This window comes from Clavibacter sepedonicus, assembly GCF_000069225.1.
Classification (GTDB): domain Bacteria; phylum Actinomycetota; class Actinomycetes; order Actinomycetales; family Microbacteriaceae; genus Clavibacter; species Clavibacter sepedonicus.
Map to the genome: position 1 here is coordinate 1,080,815 of NC_010407.1, position 20,185 is coordinate 1,100,999.

The 20,185-nt window shown below is 73.8% G+C and carries 12 protein-coding genes; 8 read left to right on the forward strand and 4 right to left on the reverse strand.

Annotated elements, in window-relative coordinates:
- Positions 1-128 precede the first annotated feature (128 nt).
- A complete protein-coding gene (locus CMS_RS05190) occupies positions 129-2,189 on the reverse strand; it encodes an APC family permease (protein WP_012298442.1) in 2,061 nt (686 codons plus the stop codon).
- Between the two features lie 88 nt (positions 2,190-2,277).
- Positions 2,278-2,943, reverse strand: a complete 666-nt coding sequence (gene yczE, locus CMS_RS05195) for a membrane protein YczE (RefSeq protein WP_012298443.1) — start codon at positions 2,941-2,943, stop codon at positions 2,278-2,280.
- A gap of 63 nt (positions 2,944-3,006) precedes the next feature.
- Between yczE and yczR the strand changes: the two genes are divergently transcribed.
- The 5 genes from yczR (at position 3,007) to glgP (ending at position 11,521) form a co-directional block, all read left to right on the forward strand.
- Entirely contained in the window at positions 3,007-4,449 is a 1,443-nt protein-coding gene (gene yczR / locus CMS_RS05200; RefSeq protein WP_049791900.1) for a MocR-like transcription factor YczR, read from the forward strand.
- A 96-nt stretch (positions 4,450-4,545) separates the two neighbouring features.
- Positions 4,546-5,643 carry a trypsin-like serine peptidase gene (locus tag CMS_RS05205; protein ID WP_041464431.1) on the forward strand — a complete coding sequence of 366 codons (1,098 nt, stop codon included), beginning with the start codon at positions 4,546-4,548 and terminating at the stop codon, positions 5,641-5,643.
- 109 nt (positions 5,644-5,752) lie between these two features.
- Positions 5,753-7,834: a glycogen debranching protein GlgX gene (gene glgX / locus CMS_RS05210; RefSeq protein ID WP_012298446.1), complete on the forward strand. Its 2,082-nt coding sequence runs from the start codon at positions 5,753-5,755 to the stop codon at positions 7,832-7,834.
- Positions 7,835-7,931: 97 nt separating this feature from the next.
- Positions 7,932-8,894, forward strand: coding sequence for an IS481-like element IS1121 family transposase (locus CMS_RS05215; RefSeq protein WP_012296860.1), 963 nt, complete (start codon positions 7,932-7,934; stop codon positions 8,892-8,894).
- Between the two features lie 71 nt (positions 8,895-8,965).
- Positions 8,966-11,521 (forward strand): alpha-glucan family phosphorylase, encoded by a 2,556-nt coding sequence (gene glgP, locus CMS_RS05220; RefSeq protein ID WP_012298447.1) that lies wholly within the window; start codon positions 8,966-8,968, stop codon positions 11,519-11,521.
- 62 nt (positions 11,522-11,583) lie between these two features.
- On the opposite strand, the gene CMS_RS05225 is transcribed toward glgP, so the two are convergent.
- Together CMS_RS05225 and CMS_RS05230 are read right to left on the reverse strand one after the other, a co-directional pair.
- The gene (locus CMS_RS05225; RefSeq protein ID WP_041464432.1) at positions 11,584-12,930 is read right to left on the reverse strand and encodes an SGNH/GDSL hydrolase family protein; all 1,347 of its coding nucleotides are present in this window, start codon (positions 12,928-12,930) and stop codon (positions 11,584-11,586) included.
- Positions 12,931-13,084: 154 nt separating this feature from the next.
- Positions 13,085-15,142 carry a glycogen debranching protein gene (locus tag CMS_RS05230; protein WP_223842733.1) on the reverse strand — a complete coding sequence of 686 codons (2,058 nt, stop codon included), beginning with the start codon at positions 15,140-15,142 and terminating at the stop codon, positions 13,085-13,087.
- A 19-nt stretch (positions 15,143-15,161) separates the two neighbouring features.
- Between CMS_RS05230 and CMS_RS05235 the strand changes: the two genes are divergently transcribed.
- From CMS_RS05235 to ligA, 3 genes are read left to right on the forward strand one after another with little or no spacing between them, the layout of a single operon-like run.
- Positions 15,162-16,367, forward strand: coding sequence for a cysteine desulfurase family protein (locus tag CMS_RS05235; RefSeq protein WP_012298450.1), 1,206 nt, complete (start codon positions 15,162-15,164; stop codon positions 16,365-16,367).
- Positions 16,364-17,557, forward strand: a complete 1,194-nt coding sequence (gene mnmA / locus CMS_RS05240) for a tRNA 2-thiouridine(34) synthase MnmA (protein ID WP_012298451.1) — start codon at positions 16,364-16,366, stop codon at positions 17,555-17,557. The genes CMS_RS05235 and mnmA overlap by 4 nt, the downstream gene beginning before the upstream one ends.
- A 7-nt stretch (positions 17,558-17,564) precedes the next feature.
- Entirely contained in the window at positions 17,565-20,108 is a 2,544-nt protein-coding gene (ligA, locus tag CMS_RS05245; protein ID WP_012298452.1) for an NAD-dependent DNA ligase LigA, read from the forward strand.
- The last annotated feature ends 77 nt before the right edge of the window (positions 20,109-20,185 follow it).

The window sequence follows — 20,185 nt, forward strand, 5'->3', positions numbered from 1 at the left end:
CGAGTTCCCCAGGGCTCGGGCCCTGGGAGTCCACACGCAACTCCGAGAGGAGGGCAGTGCATAGGCCCCCGGCCAAAAAAGGGGCCCCCTAACTATTCGTGCGCAGATGCGCTATGGGCGCTCGCCGACTACGGCGTCCGGCGCCCGCTCGTGTGCTTCACGGGCGTCGTCGGCGGCGGGCCGGATCGGCGCACGGCGGGGCGCACGGGCTCGCCGCGGCGGTCCTGTCCGGGGACCGGACGCGACCGGCGTCCGTAGATGAGCTCCGAGGAGTCGAGCAGCCACGGCACGAGCGCCAGCGTGACGCCGTGCACCAGGAGCAGCTTCTGACGGATCCGCCTGGCCTTGTGGTTGTGCAGCAGCGTCTCCCACCAGTGGCCGACGATGTAGACGGGCGTGTAGACCGTGATGATCTCGCTGCCGTGCTCCACGCGCCGGGACTTCAGGTACTTGATGAGCGGGAAGCTGATGTCGCGGTAGGGGGAGGCGACGATGCGCAACGGCATCTCGATCTCCATCTCGACCCACTGCCGCTCGAGGAGCTTGGTCGCCTCGTCGTCGACGGAGACGTGCACCGCCTCGATGCTGTCGTGGTTCGCCGCGATGGCGTAGTCGAGGGCCTTGAGCACCGGCTTCTGCATCCGGCCGACGAGCACGACCGCGTGGTCGCCGGTGGACCCGAAGACGGTGACGGGGTCGACCTCGATCTCCTTCTCGACGTCGCGGTAGTAGCGGTTGACGCCGAGCATGAGGAGGAACAGCACCGGCATGATCGCGAACACGAGCCACGCGCCGTGGGTGAACTTGGTGATGGTGACCACGATGAGCACGAGCGCCGTGAGCAGCGCGCCGAACGCGTTGATGGCGAGGCCGCGGATCACCTCGCCGCGGTTCGCGCAGCCCTCGCGGAGCATGCGGGTCCAGTGCACGACCATGCCCGTCTGCCCGAGGGTGAACGACACGAAGACGCCGATGATGTACAGCTGGATGAGCTGCGTGAGGTTGGCCTGGTAGACGACGAGGATCAGCGTCGCGCCGAGCGCCAGGAGCAGCATGCCGTTGCTGTAGACGAGGCGGTCGCCGCGCGTGAGCAGCGACTTGGGCGCGTACGCGTCCTTCGCGAGCACGGAGCCGAGCAGCGGGAAGCCGTTGAACGCCGTGTTGGCCGCGAGCAGGAGCACGGCGGCGGTGGTCGCCTGCAGCAGGTAGAACATTACGCTGCCGTTGCCGAACGTGGCCCCGGCGACCTGCGCCATCAGGCTCTTCTGCGGCTCGGTGGCGCAGCCGGCCCAGCCGATGAGGTCGCACGGCTTCTCGCCGTAGTGCACCTGCGCGATGAGCGCGAGGGTGGTGAGGCCGACGAACAGCACGATGGCGGTGCCGCCCATGATCACGAGGGTGGCCTGCGCGTTCTTGACCTTCGGCGTGCGGAACGCGGGCACGCCGTTGGAGATGGCCTCGACGCCCGTGAGGGCGGAGCAGCCGCTGGAGAACGCGCGGAGCAGCAGGAGGATGAAGGCGACCTGCGACAGGGTCGGGGTGTCCACCGTGTACGCGGCCGACTCGGCGACGGGCGGGTCGCCGAGGGCCGTCCGGGTGAGGCCGACCACGATCATCAGGCCGACGCTGGCGATGAAGAGGTACGTGGGGACAGCGAAGGCCTTGCTCGACTCGCGCACGCCGCGGAGGTTGACGGCCGCGAGGAGCGCGACGAAGAAGACCGCGATCTCGACGCGGAAGGGGGCGATCTCGGGGATCGCGCTGATGATGTTGTCGACGCCGGAGGCCACCGACACCGCCACCGTGAGGATGTAGTCAACGAGGAGCGCGGACGCGACGACGAGGCCGGCCTTTTCGCCGAGGTTCTTGTGGGCGACCTCGTAGTCGCCGCCGCCGGACGGGTAGGCCTTGATGAGCTGGCGGTAGCTGAGCACCACGACGACCAGCAGGATCACGACGCAGGCCGCGACCCACGGCGCGAAGCTGAGGAACGCGAGGCCGCCCAGCGTGAGGATGAGGAGCAGCTCCTGCGGGGCGTAGGCGACCGAGCTGAGCGGGTCGCTCGCGAAGATGGGGAGCGCGAGGTGCTTGGGGAGGAGCTGGCCCTCGAGCTTGTCGCTGGCGAGCTTCTCGCCGATGAGCAGCCGTTTGGCGGGGCTGCTCTCGGGAGCCTGGGGGTCCGGAGTCACGAGCGGCCACGATACATGGCGGCGCGCCCGGGCCGCGACGGTGCTGGACGCGGCCCGTGACCCCGCTGGATCCCCGTCGCCACGCGGACTACCCGACGGTCGCGACCGGGCCCGTGGGGAGGCTGCCGGCGGGGTCCTCGGGGGTCGCGAGGCGCGTGCGGCGGCGGGGCGCGCGGACGGGGACGGGCAGGTCGAAGAGGGGGAGCGTGCGCTGGACGACGGGGCCTATCAGCAGCGCGAACGCGAGCGTGCCGATGCCGACGTCCCCGCCGATCGCCCAGCCGATCGCGAGCACGAGCAGCTCGATGCCGACGCGCACGCGCCACACCGGCCAGCCCGTGCGGCGGTGGATGCCGGTCATGAGGCCGTCACGCGGGCCGGGGCCGAAGTGCGCGCCGATGTAGAGGCCCGTCGCGACGCCGAGGAGGACGAGGCCCGCGGCGAAGAGGGGGATGCGGATCCAGAGGCTGTCGACGGCCGGCACCACGGCGAGGGCCACCTGCGCGCTGTAGCCGACGAAGACGACGTTGAGGACGGTGCCCCAGCCGGGGCGCTGCCGGATGGGGATCCAGAGCAGCAGCACGAGCGCGCCGATGATGTTGGTGGCGACGCCGAAGGGGATGCCGGTCCGCAGCCCGAGGCCCTGGCTGAGGACGTCCCAGGGGGAGACACCGATGGTGGCCTGGAGCATCATGCCGATGGCGAAGCCGTAGAGGAAGATGCCGAGGGCGAACTGGACTGAGCGACGGAGCATGGGGGAGATCCAATCGCGTCCGGGGGTTGCGGGACAAGAGGCCAATCGACAGGCTGTGGCCTCATGGCCTTCGCTGGATCCGCCCCCACCGCCGTGCTCGGACCGACCGCCCTCACCGCGCTGCTGGGGGAGTGGGCGCGGCCCGGGGCGCCCGTGTACCAGGCGCTCGCCGACGGGATCCGGCATCTCGTGCTCGACGGACGCGTGCCCGTGGGAGCGCGCCTCCCCGCCGAGCGGGAGCTCGCGACCGCGCTCGGCCTCAGCCGCACCACGGTCGCGGCCGCCTACGCGGCGCTGCGCGGGACCGGCCACCTCGCGAGCCGTCGCGGCTCGGGCAGCGTGACGCGGATCCCCCGGAGCGCGCCGCACGCGGAGGGCGGCGGCCGAGAGGTGGCCGACATGAGCCGCGCCGCCGTGCCCGCGGCGCCCGCGCTCGCCGACGCCGCGACGCGCGCCGTCGCCCGGCTGCCCGCGCACCTCGAGGGGCACGGCTACGACGTCGACGGGCTGCCGGAGCTGCGCGAGGCGATCGCCGCCCGCTACCGCGCGCGCGGCCTGCCGACCGAGGCCGACGACGTCATGGTGACGGTCGGCGCGCAGCACGCGATCGGCCTGCTCGCCTCGGTCCTCGTGCACCGCGGCGACCGCGCGCTCGTCGAGCAGCCGAGCTACCCGCACGCGATCCAGGCGCTGCGCGACTCCGGCGCGCGCCTCGTCGGGGCCGGGGTGGGCGCCGACGGCTGGGACGAGGACGTGCTCGAGCAGACGATCCGCCGCACGCGGCCCGCGCTCGCGTACCTCATGCCCGACTTCCACAACCCCACGGGCCGCACGATGCCCGAGGACCAGCGGGCGCGGATCGTGGTGCTCGCCGAGGCGCACGGGGTGACCCTCATCGCCGACGAGACGACGGCCGAGCTGGACATCGACCGGGCGACCGCGCATCCGCCGCTCGCCGTGCACGGGTCGCCGGGCGCGGTGGTGCTCGTCGGGTCGGTGGGGAAGACGGTGTGGGGTGGGCTGCGCGTCGGGTGGATCCGCGCGGGCCGGCCGCTCCTCCGCGAGCTCGCCCGGGCGCGCTCGGCCCGCGACCTCGGCACGCCCGTGCTCGAACAGCTGGTGGTGGCGGAGGTGCTAGGCGGGATGGACGGGATCCTCGCCGTGCGCCGCACCCGCCTGCGCGAGACGCGCGACCACGTCGAGGCGGAGCTCGCGCGGCGGTTCCCCGGGTGGGAGGTCCCGCACGTGGACGGCGGGCTCGCGGTGTGGGTCGGGATCGGCGCGCCCGTGAGCACGGAGCTCGCGCTCGCCGCCCGGTCGCGGGGGCTGGCGATCACGGGCGGGAGCCGGTTCGGCCACGACGGCGCGTTCGAGCGGTTCCTGCGGATCCCGATCACCGCGCCGCCCGCCGCCACCGACCGCGCGCTCGACATCCTCGAGGACGCGTGGCGGGGGCTCTCCCCGGCGCCCGGTCTCGACCTCGTGGACCGGTCGGTCCTCGTCTAGGCCGGTCCATTCCGGCGGATGGGGACGGATCCCGAGGGGACCGCCGGGGTGCGGCTACCGTCGGCGGCATCCGTCCCGAACCTCGAAGGAGTCAGCATGCGCATGCGTCCGTCCCGTGGAGCCACCACTTCCGAAACCCGCGACCCGCAGGAGCATCCGGCGGCGCTGCCGGTGCCGGTGCGCGGCCGGCGCCGTCCGCTCGCGGGCCTCGGCGCGCTCGCCGTCGTCGCGTCCCTCGCCGTCGCGGTGCCAAGCCCCGCCTCCGCCGCGTCCGTCGCGGACCCGGCGGCCGCTGCCGGGACGGCGAGCGTCTCCGCGTCCACGACGGAGGAGGCGACCGCGTACTGGACGGCCGACCGGCGCGCCGACGCGCTCGCCACCGAGGGGGCCGCGCACGGCGCGGCTGCGACGGACGGCGCGGCTGCGACGGCCGCGACGGAGGCGACGGCCGCGACGGATGCCACGGCCGACACTACGGCCACGGGCTCCACGCCGGGGCGCATCGTCACGCACCCCGGCCTGGAGTACGTGGGCATCCTCTTCTACGTCGCCGACGGCCGGAACCGGACCTGCACGGCGAGCGTGGTGGACACGCCGCAGGGCGACGCCATCGCCACGGCCGCGCACTGCCTCGTCGACCCGGCCACCGGCGCACCCGTGCGGCTCGCCACCTTCGTCCCCGGCACCAAGGCCGCGCAGGCCCCCTTCGGGCTCTGGCCGGTGGACACCTCCTCCGTCACCGACTCCTGGAAGCGCACGCACGCCGTGGTCGACGACGCCGGCTTCGCACGCGTCCGGTCCCTCGACGGCCGGACGCTCGCGGACGTGGTCGGCGCCGCCCGCCCGGTGTTCGACCGCCCGCTCGTCCCGGCGCAGGGCGCCGCGGGCACCCTGTCCGTCCTCGGCTACCCGCAGGCTGCGCCCTACTCCGGCACGCAGCTGGTCGCGTGCGCCAGTGTCCCCCGGCGGTCCGCGCACCACACGGTCTCCCTGCCCTGCGCCCTCGGCGATGGAGCAGGGGGCGCGCCGATCTACACCCGCGGCGCGCGCGTCCCGGTGCGCGGCGAGCTCCGACCCGAGCAGCGGTCCGTGGTCGCGGCGCCGGCCAGCCCGGCAGCGGGTCGCGCCGACGTCGTGCTCGCGGAGTGGGGCGCGGAGGCGCAGCAGGCGCTCGCCGCGTTGACCGCTCGGTGACCCGGCCGTCGCTGGGCGGCGGAAAGCCGCCCAGCGACGGATCCCGCTCCCGTCCGTGCAGATCCGCTTCGTGCACGAACGAATTGGGCGGGCGCGAGCATACTGAGGGGTGACCATCGACCTCCCTCCCATCAGCCGCTCCTACATCAGCCGCCCCTACCCGCTCGGCGCGACCGTCGTCGCGCGCGACGGCGGCCTGCCCAGCGGCCTCAACGTCGCCGTGTACTCCGAGACCGCCGAGGCCATCGAGGTCTGCGTCTTCGACGACGACGGCACCGAGTCCCGCACGCGCCTCTCCGAGCGCACCGGCCACGTCTTCCACGGCCTCGTCGAGGGCGCCGGCATCGGCACCCGCTACGGCCTCCGCGTCCACGGCGAGTGGGACCCGGCCCGCGGCCTCCGCCACAACCCCGCCAAGCTCCTGCTGGATCCCTACGCCATCGCCATCGAGGGCCACCCCACCTGGGGCGAGGACGTCTTCGCGCACACCTTCGACGACCCGGACGCGATCAACGAGGCCGACTCGGCCGCGTCCATGCCCCGCTCCGTCGTCGCGGACCGCCGCTTCGACTGGGAGGACGACGAGGCCCCGCGCACGCCGCTCGACGAGACCGTCGTCTACGAGGTGCACGTGAAGGGCTTCACGCAGCAGATGGAGTCGGTCCCCGAGGAGATCCGCGGCACGTATGCGGGGATGGCGCACCCCAGCGCCATCGAGTACCTCACCGACCTCGGCGTCACGAGCGTCGAGCTCCTGCCGGTGCACCACTTCATGCAGGACTCGCACCTCGAGGAGAAGGGCCTCCGCAACTACTGGGGCTACAACTCCATCGGCTTCCTCGCGCCCTACTCCGACTACAGCTCGGCGGGCGACGACGGGTCGCAGGTCGCCGAGTTCAAGGAGATGGTGAAGGCGCTGCACGCCGCCGGCCTCGAGGTGATCCTGGACGTGGTCTACAACCACACCGCCGAGGGCAACCACATGGGCCCGTCGCTGTCGCTCAAGGGCATCGACAACGCCTCCTACTACCGGCTCGTGGAGGGCGACGAGGCGTCGTACTTCGACACCACCGGCACCGGCAACAGCCTCAACGTCGGCCACCCGGCCGCGCTCGCGCTGATCATGGACTCGCTCCGCTACTGGGTCGAGGAGATGCACGTCGACGGCTTCCGCTTCGACCTCGCCACGACGCTCACGCGCCAGGACGGCGACGCGGAGATCCACAGCGCGTTCCTCACCCTCATCCACCAGGACCCGGTGCTCGCGCCCGTGAAGATGATCGCCGAGCCGTGGGACACCGCCGGCTACCAGGTCGGCGGCTTCCCCGCCGACTGGTCGGAGTGGAACGGGAAGTTCCGCGACGACGTGCGCGACTTCTGGCACAGCGGGCAGAACGTGCTCGGCGCGCTCGCCCAGCGGATCACCGGCAGCCCGGACGTGTACGAGTCCGGCCGCCGCTCGCCGCTGTGCAGCGTGAACTTCATCACCGCGCACGACGGCTTCACCCTCGCGGACCTCACCTCGTACGACGAGAAGCACAACGAGGCCAACGGCGAGGACAACAACGACGGCGAGAGCGACAACCGCTCCTCCAACGCCGGCGTCGAGGGTCCGACGGACGACCCCGAGATCATCGCGATCCGCGACCGCCAGCGCCGCAACATGCTCGGCACGCTGCTGCTGTCGTCAGGCGTCCCGATGGTGCTCGGCGGCGACGAGATCGCGCGCACGCAGGGCGGCAACAACAACGCGTACTGCCAGGACGACGAGATCTCGTGGTTCGACTGGGCGAACGTGGACCGCAACCTGCAGGACTTCACGCGGAAGCTCATCCGCCTGCGTCGCGGCAACCGGGCGCTGCGGCCGATCTGGTTCCGCGGCGACGACGTCGAGGGCGCCGAGGAGGCCGTGCGCTTCATCCGGGCCGACGGCGCGACGCTGGAGCCGCAGGACTGGGAGGACCCGAACGCCTTCAGCATCGGCGTGATCATGAAGGGCAGGGACAGCGACGCGTTCTTCGTCGCGTTCAACGCGGCCGAGGGTCCCGTCGAGTTCCAGCTGCCCGAGGGCATCGGCGTCTCGTGGCACCTCGCCATCTCGTCCGACTCCGAGCAGAACGTGACCGAGGACGCGACGAGCATCCTCGTGCGCGACCGCTCGTTCACCGTGCTGCGGGCCGCGCGCTCCTAGCTGTACTCGGCCATGACGTTGGTGACACTTCGGGGCGTGTGAAGAGGCCTCCTGGCTTGATGGAGCTGTTCAGTTCAACCATCGCCAGGAGGCCTCGATGTCCCACGGTAATGCTCGTCTGACGGTTCACGGGAGGGTTCTCCTCGTGCGGCGGGTGGTGGAGGATCGTCGGCCGGTCGCGCACGTCGCGCGGGAGCTGGGGGTGTCGCGGCAGTGCGCGCATCGATGGGTGAACCGGTTCCGTGCCGAGGGGCTGCGAGGGCTGACGGATCGGTCATCGCGGCCCCGGTCAGTACCGAGGCGAACGAGCCCGGAGCGGGAACGGGCCGTGCTGGAAGCGCGGGCCCAGTTGCGGGCGGGTCCTGCGCGGCTGGCGCCGGTGACAGGTGTTCCATCCCGTACGATCTCCCGCATCCTGCGCCGGCACGGGGCGCCGCCGTTGGCATGGTTGGACCCCGTCACCGGGGCCGTGATCCGGGCATCCCGGTCAACGGCGCACCGGTATGAGCACGAGCATCCGGGTGATCTGATCCACGTGGACGTGAAGAAGCTCGGGAGGATCCCGGACGGAGGCGGCTGGCGGGTCCACGGGCGCAGCGAGCAGGTCCGCGGCCGCGGGATCGGGTTCGATTACGTCCATGCCGCGGTCGATGACCACACCCGTCTCGCCTACGCGGAGATCCATCCCGATGAGAAAGGCGCGACCGCGGCCGGGTTCCTGACCCGCGCAGCGGCGTACTTCGCCGGGCATGGGATCACCCGGATCGAGCGGGTCATCACGGACAACGCGTTCGCCTACCGGCACTCGACCGCGTTCAAGAACGCCGTCCAGGACCTGGGCGCGCGGCAGAAGTTCATCCGCCCGCACTGCCCCTGGCAGAACGGCAAGGTCGAGCGCTTCAACCGGACCCTCGCGACCGAGTGGGCCTACCGGCAACCCTTCACCAGCAACCAACACCGGGCCGACGCGCTTGACCCCTTCATCGAGCACTACAACACTGAACGAATCCACTCAAGCCACGGGCTCACGCCCGCGGCCCGAGTGTCACCAACGTCATGACTCAGTACACCTAGGCTCGGGAGCCATCCGCGCGGGCCCCCGCCCGCCGCCGTCCGGTCCGAGGGAGTCCCGTGAAGGCCATCCGCAGATTCACCGTCCGTGCCGTCCTCCCGGAGGAGCTGTCCGCGCTGGACGAGCTCGCCGGGAACCTCCGATGGTCCTGGTACGAGCCGACCCGCCGCGTGTTCGCGCACGTGAGCCCCGAGCTGTGGGAGCGGACGGGCCACGATCCGGTCGCGCTGCTCGGTGCGGTCGACCAGGAGCGGCTCCGGGAGCTCGCCGCCGACGAGGGGTTCGTCGCCTGGGCCGAGGAGCAGCGCGCGGACCTCCGGGCCTACGTGCGCGAGTCCAGGTGGTACCAGTCCCTCGAGGGCGACGTGCCCGAGGCGATCGGCTACTTCTCGCCCGAGTACGGCATCGCCGCCGCGCTGCCGCAGTACTCGGGCGGCCTCGGGATCCTCGCGGGCGACCACCTCAAGAGCGCCTCCGACCTCGGCGTCCCGCTCGTGGGCGTCGGCCTGTTCTACCGCTCCGGCTACTTCCGCCAGGGGATATCCTCCGACGGCTGGCAGCAGGAGACCTACCCCGTCTTCGACCCCGACGGCCTGCCGCTCCAGGTGCTGCGCGACGGGGACGGCCGGCCCGTCCAGGTCGAGCTGGGCCTGCCCGCCGGTCGGACGCTGCACGCGCGGATCTGGCAGGCGCGCGTCGGCCGCATCCCGCTGCTCCTCCTCGACACCGACGTGCCCGAGAACGACGACGACCTGCGCCGCGTCACCGACCGGCTCTACGGCGGCGGCGGCGAGCACCGGCTGCACCAGGAGCTGCTGCTCGGCATCGGCGGGGTGCGCGCCATCGCGGCCCACGCACGCGTGACGGGTTCGCCCGTGCCGCGCGTCTTCCACACCAACGAGGGCCACGCCGGCTTCCTCGGCGTCGAGCGGATCTCGACCCTGATGGCCGACGGCCTCGACTTCGACGAGGCGCTGCAGGTCGTGCGCGCCGGCACGGTCTTCACGACGCACACGCCCGTGCCCGCGGGCATCGACCGGTTCGACGTCGGCCTCGTGCGCGAGCACGTCACGGAGCGGCTGCTGCCCGGGGTGCCGCCGGAGCGCGTGCTGGGGCTCGGCGCGGAGCTCCACGACGGCGGATCCCCGGACGTGTTCAACATGGCGCTCATGGGTCTCCGCCTCGCGCAGCGCGCCAACGGCGTCTCCCAGCTGCACGGCGAGGTCAGCCGCGGCATGTTCGCGGGGCTCTGGCCGGGGTTCGACACCGACGAGGTGCCGATCGCGAGCGTGACGAACGGCGTGCACGCGCCGACGTGGACGGATCCGATGCTCATGTCGCTCGCGCGCGAGCGCCTCGGCACCTGGGACACGACGGCGGCCGACTGGTCGTCGACGGCCGTGAGCGACGGCGACCTCTGGGACGTGCGCGGCCGGATGCGCCGCCAGCTCGTGGAGGACGCCCGCCGCCGCGTGGTGCGCGCCTGGCGCGAGCAGAACCCGGGCGCCGTCGAGCCCGCGTGGCTCGAGGACGTGCTCGACCCCGAGGTCCTCACGATCGGGTTCGCACGGCGCGTGCCGACCTACAAGCGCCTGACGCTCATGCTCCACGACCGGGAGCGCCTCCGCCGGATCCTCACCGACGCCGACCGGCCCGTGCAGATCGTGGTGGCGGGCAAGTCGCACCCGGCGGACGACGAGGGCAAGCGCCTCATCCAAGAGCTCGTGCGCTTCGCGGCCGAGCCAGGGATCCGGGGCCGCCTCGTGTTCCTGCCCGACTACGACATCGGCATGGCGCAGCTGCTCTACCCGGGCACCGACGTCTGGCTCAACAACCCGCTCCGCCCGCTGGAGGCGTGCGGCACGTCCGGCATGAAGGCGGCGCTCAACGGCGCGCTCAACCTGTCGATCCTCGACGGCTGGTGGAACGAGTACTACGACGGCGGCAACGGCTGGGCGATCCCGTCGGCCGACGGCGCGCACGACGGCGCCGAGCGCGACGCGATGGAGGCGACCGCGCTCTATGACCTCATCGAGAACCGCATCGCCCCGCGCTTCTACGAGCGCGACGCGGACGGCGTGCCCGTCGGGTGGGTGCACGACATCCGGCACACCCTGCGGACGCTGTCGCCCGAGCTCAGCGCCGACCGCATGGTGCGCCAGTACGTCGAGCGGCTGTACGTGCCCGCCGGCCGGGCGCAGGCCGCGGTCGCCGCGGACGGCTGGGCGCGCGCCCGCGAGCTGGTGGCCTGGCGCGGACGCGTCGCCGCCGCGTGGCCGTCCGTGCAGGTCGCGCACGTCGAATCCGAGGGCGTCGGCCAGCAGGCGCAGGTCGGCGACGAGCTGCGCGTGCGCGCATGGGTGGCGCTCGGCGGCCTCGACGCGGGCGACGTGACGGTCGAGGTCGTGCACGGCCGCACCGGCGACGGCGACGTGCTCACCGACGTGGTGCGGCACCCGCTCTCGCCCGTGGGCGGATCCGGCGGGCAGCAGGAGTACGCGGGCGCCGTGGCCCTCACGACGGCGGGGCCGTTCGGCTACACCGTGCGGGTCGTGCCGCGGCACGAGCTGCTGGCCTCGAGCGCGGAGCCGGGGCTGGTCGCGGTCGCGAGCTGACGGCGGACGGCGCGCCCCGGGGGGGGGGCGGGCGCGCCGTCCGCGCGTCATGCCGTCGGGTCCTAGGCCGGGGTGGCCGAGAGCTTCGCGGCGAGCACCTCGGCGAAGCGCGCGTAGCCGCGGTCGTTCGGGTGGTTGTCCGGGCCCATCCAGCGGTAGGGGTCGGACGCGCCGTCGCCGACCATGCGCGGGATGTATGCGCCGATCTCGAAGACGTCCGCGAGCGGATCCGCCGAGGCGGCGTCCCGGAGCGCGCCGATGTAGTCGGCCCACGTCGTGCCGCGGATCGGCAGCGTCGTGCGCTCGTAGGGCGGCGTGAAGAGGATGGGCGCCTCGCTCGTGGAGCGGATGAGCTCGATGAGCACGGCCGCGTCCGAGCGCACCTCCTCCGGCGTGCGGACGACCACGTCGTTGATGAGGTGCTCGGGCATCCAGAGGTCGAGCGCGAAGCGGGGGGCCGAGCGGATCCAGGTGCTCACGCCGTCGGGCCGCGCCTTCTCCGAGAGCTGCCAGAGCTGCGAGCCGGAGTTGCCGCCCTCGATGACGTGGATGCCGCGGTCCTCGTCGCCGTCGAAGAGCCACGCGCCCTCCAGCTCGGGCTTCCCGCCGGCCCAGGCCACCGTGATCTCGTGCTCCGCGGACTCCAGCTGCGGGCTCGTCCAGGTGAGGGATCCGCCGGCCTCGGCGCGCACCGTCTCGGGCGCGCCGCCGTCGACCTGCACGGTGATCGCCGCGTCGAGGCCGGGCGCCCACCAGCACACGCGCGCCGAGGTCATGCGCGCGGTGTACGTGCCGGGGCCCGCGGCCTCGGTGAGCGCGACGACGCGTCGTCCCCAGCCGTGCCGCCCACCGGCCGTGGGCGTCCCGGCGAACGCGAAGCCCTGGTCGGCGGGCACGGTGATCTGGTGCCGCGAGGCGATGTAGTCGAGGCCGCCGCGTGCGCCGGACGGGTACGCGCCGCGCAGCCGGTCGCGCAGCTGGGCGGGGTAGGCGTGCTGCAGGGTGGTGGCGCCCTGGCCCTCGGTGATGCTGTCGCCGAGCACGCCGATCGTGAGGCGGCGCTCGCGCACCCGGTCGCGCAGCGCGTAGAAGCCGGCGAGCGCGTCGTCGGGGGCGTAGGTCATGGGGTCGATGGGCGGGCCGCCGGATGCGGTGACGGCGGACGCTGCCGGGTCACCGGGATCCGCCGACGGGCTGACGGTGGCGCCGCCGGTGGGCGGTGCGGGGCGCGGCGTCGTGGTGCAGCCCGCGACGGCGGCGACGGCGGAGAGCGCGGCGAGGCCGCCGCCCGCGACGAGCGCGCGGCGGGTGAGCGTGCGGCGCCGGTCGGTCGGACCGGCGGCCGGTCCATCGGCGGGCGCTGCGTCGGGGGAGCGGTCGCCGCGCGGGGCGGGGGACTCGTCGGTCATGTGCGGCGTCCTCGTGGTTCTGGGCGCGGCGGTGCGCGGCGGATCATGCGGGTGCCTCCAGCAGAGCACACGATCCCTGCCGGGCGCGAACCCGCCGCGACCCCCGTCCGGGCCGCGCGCGGTGCGGCTGGCGGGGACGGCGTCCCGGGCGCGCTCAGCGGGCCAGGTAGATCCGCAGGGCCGGCCCGTCGACCTCGACGCGGTCGCCGGGCGCGTCGTCGATCGACACGACCTCGGGCCGCTCCCACTCGCTCGACCAGAGGAGGCGCCAGCGCGTCACGCCGTCGTGCTCCGGCAGCGTCACCGTCGCGCGGGTCTCCTGCCCGTGGACGACGACGAGCACCGTGTTCGGGCCCTCGGTCTCGGGGGTGGAGGTGCTGATCCACTGCAGCGTGCGCGTGCCGGCGGACTCCCAGGCCGCCTCCGTCATGGGTGCGCCGTCCGCGTCGCGCCAGGCGAGGACCGACGCGCTCGGCACGGTCGCGTCGGGCTCCGCGTAGCGCACGGGCCGGAGCGCCGGGTTGTCCCGCCGGATGCGGATGAGGTGGCGCGTGGTCGCCTCCAGGTCCATCCGCCAGGCATCCTCGTCCCAGCGCATCCACGTGGCGGCGTTGTCGAGGCAGTAGCCGTTGTTGTTGCCGCGCTGCGAGCGGCCGCGCTCGTCGCCCATCGTGATCATCGGGATCCCCGCCGAGACGAGGAGCGTGCCGAGGAGGTTGCGGGAGGACCGCCTGCGGGCGGCGAGGATCCGGGCGTCGCGCGTCGGCCCCTCCACGCCGTGGTTCCACGAGCGGTTCGCGTCCGTGCCGTCGCGGTTGGACTCGCCGTTGCCGCTGTTGTGCTTGCGGTCGTAGGAGGTGAGGTCGGCGAGCGTAAAGCCGTCGTGCGCCGTGACGAAGGAGACGGAGGCGAGCGGGCCGCGGTCGGCGGCGAAGGTGCCCGAGGATCCTGCAAGGCAGGAGGCGAGGGCGCCCACGCCGTTCGGCGCGCCGCCGGTGCGCCGGGACGCGGCCACGTCGGCGAGCCAGAAGTCGCGCACGACGTCGCGGTAGCCGTCGTTCCACTCGCTCCAGCCGGATCCGAACCCGCCCGTGCGCCAGCCGCCCATGCCCACGTCCCACGGCTCGGCGATCATCAGCAGGCCCGCGAGCGCCTCGTCCTCGACGATCGCGCGCAGCAGCGGATGCGCCGGGTCGAAGTCCACGCGCTCGTCGCGCCCGAGGGTGACGGCGAGGTCGAAGCGGAAGCCGTCGACGCCCATCACGTCGGACCAGTGCTCCAGCGAGTCGAGCACGAGGCGCTGCGCGTCCGGCCGGGACAGGTCGACCGTGTTGCCGCACCCCGTCACGTCGATGGGCGTGCCGTCGGGCGCGTGCCGGTAGTAGCGGGATCCGTCGATGCCGCGGAGGCTGGTGACCGGACCGTCGGCGCCCTCCTCGGCGGTGTGGTTGTAGACGACGTCGAGCACGACCTGGATCCCCGCGGCGTGCAGCGCGTCGACCATGCCGCGGAACTCGGCCGCGACCGCGTCGGCCCCCGCGTCGCGTGCGGCGCGGGTGGCGTAGGGCGCGTGCGGCGCGAGGTACGCGAGCGTGTTGTAGCCCCAGTGGTTGATCCGGCCCTGCGCCCGCAGACGTTCCTCGCTCGTGGAGGCGTGCACCGGCAGCAGCTCGACCGTCGTGATCCCCAGGTCGACCAAGCGCTCCACGGTGGAGGCGTGCCCGAGCCCCGCGTACGTGCCGCGCAGCTCCTCGGGCAGCCGCTCGTCGGTCTTCGTGAAGCCACGCACGTGCAGCTCGTAGAGCACCTGGCGGTCGCGGGGCACGACGGGTCGCGCGGCGCGGCGGGCGGCGCGCTCCTCGGCGGGCACCTCGCGCGTGACGACCGAGCGCCACGCGGCGGGGCCGACCTGCACGAGGCCGCGCGCGTAGGGGTCCAGCAGGTGGCGCGTCGGGTCGAAGGAGTCGCCGGGCGCGGGGTCGCCGTCGACGCGCACGGAGTACGCGGTGCCGGGGACGAGCCGGGCGCTGGATCCCGTCCACACGCCGCCGTCGCCCCGCTCCATCGCGACGACCTCGGCCACGCGGCGCGGGTCGTCGGCGGCCGAGACGGTGAGCTCCACGGCGGACGCGCCGTGGCTCACGAGGCGCAGCGTGCCGCCCTGGTCGGAGAGCGTCAGCCCCAGGGGCACGGGCGGTCCGGGGCGCGGCATGCGACCTAGGGTAGGGGGCATGACGGTCTACCTGGACCACGCGGCGACCACGCCCATGCGGCCCGAGGCCATCGCCGCGCTCGCCGGCGCGCTCACCCTCGTGGGGAACCCGTCCTCCATCCACTCGCACGGCCAGGAGGCGAGGCGCGTGCTGGAGGAGGCGCGCGAGGCCATCGCCCGGGCGCTCGACGCGGACCCCGTCGAGGTCGTCCTCACCTCCGGCGGCACGGAGTCGGTAAACCTCGGGATCAAGGGGCTGCACGGCGCGCAGGTCACGGCGGATCCCCGGCGCACCCGCATTCTCGTGCCCGACGGCGAGCACCACGCCACGGTCGACACGGTCGAGTGGCTCGAGCGACGCGGCGCCGTCGTGGAGCGGCTGCCCATCGACGACCTCGGGCGCATCCGCGTCGACGCGGTCGCCGCCGCGCTCGCCGCGGATCCCGGATCCGTCTCCCTGCTCACCTTCCTCGCCGCGAGCAACGAGGTCGGCACGATCCAGCCGGTCGAGGAGCTCGCGGCGCTCGCCGCATCGCACGGCGTGCCCGTGCACGTCGACGCGGTGGCGGCCCTCGGCCACATGCCGGTGCCGTTCCGGCGCTGGCGCGACGCGGGGGTCCACGCCGTCAGCGTCTCCGCGCACAAGGTCGGCGGGCCCGTCGGCAGCGGCGCGCTCGTGCTCGCGCGGCAGGCGACCGTGGATCCGCAGATCCACGGCGGAGGCCAGCAGCGGCAGGTGCGCTCGGGCACGCAGGACGCGGCCTCCGCGGTGGCCTTCGCGACGGCCGTGACGCTGGCGGTCGCCGAGCTCGACGCCGAGCGCGTCCGGCTGCAGGCGCTCCGCGACCGGCTCGTCGCGACCGCGCTCCGCGACGTGACGGGGGCCGTCCTCCGTGGCGACCCGGATCCCGCCGGCCGCCTCCCCGGCAACGCCCACCTCACCTTCGCCGGCTGCCAGGGCGACTCGCTCCTGCTCCTCCTCGACATGGCGGGCGTCTCCGTCTCCACGGGATCCGCGTGCCAGGCCGGCGTGCCCGAGGTCTCGCACGTGCTGCTCGGCATGGGGATCCCGGAGGACGAGGCCCGCGGCGCACTCCGCTTCACCCTCGGCCGCACCACGACCGACGCGGACGTCGACGCGCTCCTCGCGGCGCTCCCCGACGCCGTCGCGCGGGCCTCCCTGGCGGGTCTCGCGGGTCGCGCGGCGCGTAAGCTCGGCGGGTGAAGATCCTCGCAGCGATGAGTGGCGGAGTCGACTCCGCCGTGGCCGCCGCCCGCGCCGTCGACGCCGGGCACGACGTGACGGGCGTGCACCTGGCCCTCAGCCGGATGCCCGGCACGCTGCGCACCGGATCCCGCGGCTGCTGCACCGTCGAGGACTCGATGGACGCGCGCCGCGCCGCCGACCTGCTCGGCATCCCCTTCTACGTCTGGGACTTCTCCGAGCGCTTCGCGGCCGACGTGGTCGACGACTTCGTCGCCGAGTACCAGGCCGGCCGCACCCCCAACCCGTGCATGCGCTGCAACGAGCGGATCAAGTTCGCCGCGCTCCTGGAGAAGGCGCTCGACCTCGGCTTCGACGCGGTGTGCACGGGGCACTACGCGGACGTGCTCCCGGGACCCGACGGGCAGCCCGAGCTGCACCGCGCGGCCGCGTGGGCCAAGGACCAGTCGTACGTCCTGGGCGTGCTCACCGCGGAGCAGATCGCGCACTCGTACTTCCCGCTCGGATCCACGCCGTCCAAGGCCGAGGTGCGCGCGGAGGCCGCCGCACGCGGGATCCAGGTCGCCCAGAAGCCCGACAGCCACGACATCTGCTTCATCCCCGACGGCGACACGCGCGGCTGGCTGGCCGACCGCGTGGGGGCTGAGCCCGGCGACATCCTCGACGGCGAGGGGAACGCGATCGGCACGCACCAGGGCGCCGCGGCGTTCACGGTCGGGCAGCGCAAGGGCCTCGCGATCGGCACGCCGGCGCCCGACGGCCGCCCGCGGTTCGTGCTGGAGATCCGGCCGAAGGACAACACGGTCGTCGTCGGCCCGCAGGAGGCGCTCGCGATCCGCGAGATCGCCGGGTCCTCGTACACCTGGGCCGGGACGCCGCCCACGCGGCCGGACCAGCCGTTCGACTGCGACGTGCAGATCCGCGCCCACGCCGACCCCGTGCCCGCGCGCGCGGCGGTGTCGGTGGTCGATGGCAGCATGCAGCTCGTGATCACCCCGAGAGACCCCCTGCACGGCGTCGCCCCCGGCCAGACCGCCGTCGTCTACGCCGGCACGCGCGTGCTCGGCCAGGTCACCATCGACCGCACCGTGAGCGCCGTCGCCGATGCCCGGCCGCCCGTGCGCGACGCGGGCCCGGCCGACGCCGCCCCGGCCGCCGCCGCCCTCGTCGGCGCGACGGCAGGGGAGTGAGCGGCGCGTGAGCGACACGACGACCGGATCCGACGCGGCCGACGCCGCCGTCCCCGCCACCACCCCCGCCGACCTCGAGGCCGCGAGCGCCCGGGTCGACGAGCTGCGTGCCGAGATCGAGCGCCACCGCGACGCGTACTACGGGGAGACCGGCGGCACCGTCTCCGACGCCGAGTACGACGCGCTCGAGCGGGAGCTGCGCGCGATCGAGGACGCGCATCCGACGCTCCGCAGCCAGGACAGCCCCACGCAGACGGTCGGCGGCCGCGCCGAGACCACGCTCTTCGCGCCCGTCACGCACGCCGAGCGCATGCTCAGCCTCGACAACGTGTTCAGCGAGGAGGAGCTGGCCGAGTGGGCCGCGAAGGTGGAGCGCGACGCCGGCAGGGGCCGTGTCCGCTACCTCTCCGAGCTCAAGATCGACGGGCTCGCCATCAACCTCCGCTACGAGCACGGCGTGCTCGTCACGGCGGCCACGCGCGGCGACGGCGTCGTCGGCGAGGACGTCACGCAGAACGTCCTCACCATGGGCACGGTCCCCGAGCGGCTCGCCGGATCCGGGCACCCGCCGCTCGTCGAGGTGCGCGGCGAGATATTCTTCCCCGTCGCCGAGTTCGACGAGCTGAACGCCCGGCAGCTGGAGGTCGGAGAGCGCGTCTTCGCGAACCCGCGCAACGCCGCCGCCGGGTCGCTCCGGCAGAAGGAGGAGGGCAAGAGCCCCGCGCGGCTCGAGCTCATGCACGCGCGCATCCGCCGCCTCCGCATGCTCGTGCACGGCATCGGCGCGTGGCCCGTCCGCGAGCTCGAGCGCGACGCGCACGTGTCCGCGCAGTCCGAGGTCTACGGCTTGCTGGAGGCGTGGGGCCTGCCCATCTCCACGCACTTCCGCGTGTTCGACGACATCGCCGAGGTCGCGGGGTTCGTGCGACGCCAGGGGGCGGATCGCGCCGCGGTCGAGCACCAGATCGACGGCATCGTCGTCAAGGTCGACGACCTGGGATTGCACGAGGAGCTCGGGGCCACCAGCCGCGCACCCCGTTGGGCCACCGCCTACAAGTACCCGCCCGAGGAGGTCAACACGACGCTCCTCGACATCGTCGTCAGCGTCGGCCGCACCGGCCGGGCCACGCCCTTCGCGGTCATGGAGAAGGTCGAGGTCGCCGGATCCGAGGTGCGCCAGGCCACGCTGCACAACCAGCAGGTCGTGAAGGCCAAGGGCGTGCTCATCGGCGACACGGTCGTGCTGCGCAAGGCCGGCGACGTCATCCCCGAGGTGCTCGGCCCGGTCGTCGAGCTCCGCACGGGGAAGGAGCACGAGTTCGTCATGCCCACGCTCTGCCCCGAGTGCCAGACGCCGCTCAAGCCCGCCAAGGAGGGGGACATCGACCTCCGCTGCCCGAACGCGCGCAGCTGCCCGGCGCAGGTCCGCGGCCGCGTCGAGCACGTCGCCTCGCGCGGCGCTCTCGACATCGAGGGCCTCGGCGAGGTCGCCGCTGCCGCCCTCACGCAGCCGCTCGAGCCGGAGGATCCTCCGCTCGAGACCGAGGCGGGCCTCTTCGAGCTCACGATGGCCGACCTCGTGCCCATCACGGTGGTCGTGCGCGACGCCGAGACCGGCATGGTGAAGGTCGACGAGAAGACGGGCGAGGCCAAGCGCGTCACGCCGTTCCGCCGCAAGCGGGTGCTGAAGCGCGACGGCGCGTTCGATCCCGCCGAGCCGTGGGGCGACGAGGCCTCCGTGCCCTCGAAGTCCGCCGAGGTGCTGCTCGAGAACCTCGAGAAGGCGAAGACCCAGGACCTCTGGCGAATCCTCGTCGCCCTCAGCATCCGGCACGTCGGCCCGGTCGCGGCACGCGCCCTGGCGGGCTGGTTCGGCTCGCTCGACGTGATCCGCGCCGCCAGCCGCGAGGAGCTCGCGGCGGTCGACGGCGTGGGCGGCATCATCGCCGACGCGCTGCTCGACTGGTTCGAGGTCGACTGGCACCGCGAGATCGTCGCGCGCTGGGAGAAGGCGGGCGTCGTCACGGCGGTGCCCGGCCATCCGGGTCCGGGTGCCGCGGCGGCCGCGGGCGGCGTGCTCGCCGGGCTCGCGGTCGTGGCCACGGGATCCCTGGAGGGCTACACCCGCGAGGGCGCGCTCGAGGCGATCATGGCCGCCGGCGGCAAGGCCGGATCCAGCGTCAGCAAGAAGACCCACTACGTCGCGGCCGGTCCCGGCGCCGGCTCCAAGCTCGGCAAGGCGGAGGCGCTCGGCGTGCGCATCATCGACGCCGCCGAGTTCCGCCTGCTCGTGGAGCAGGGGCCCGACGCCATCGCGCTGCCCGAGGCGGATCCGGTGCCGGACGCGGCGGAGACCGCACCGGACGGCGGGTCGGCCGAGGACGCGACCGCCGCGACCGCTGGGGCCGCTGAGGCCGCCACCGCCGAGGCGAAGCCGAAGCGCGCCCGGAAGCGGAAGGCGCCCGCCGCCGCGGCTGCCGCGCCCCCGACGGACGTCGAGGCGGGAACCGCGGTCCACGCCGAGCCGGACGGACCCGCAGAGACCCCCTGATCGGGCCTCCCGCCCGCCACTCCGCGTCGATACGATGAAGGCACGCGTCGGCGCGGGCGCGCCTCACCCCGGCGCCG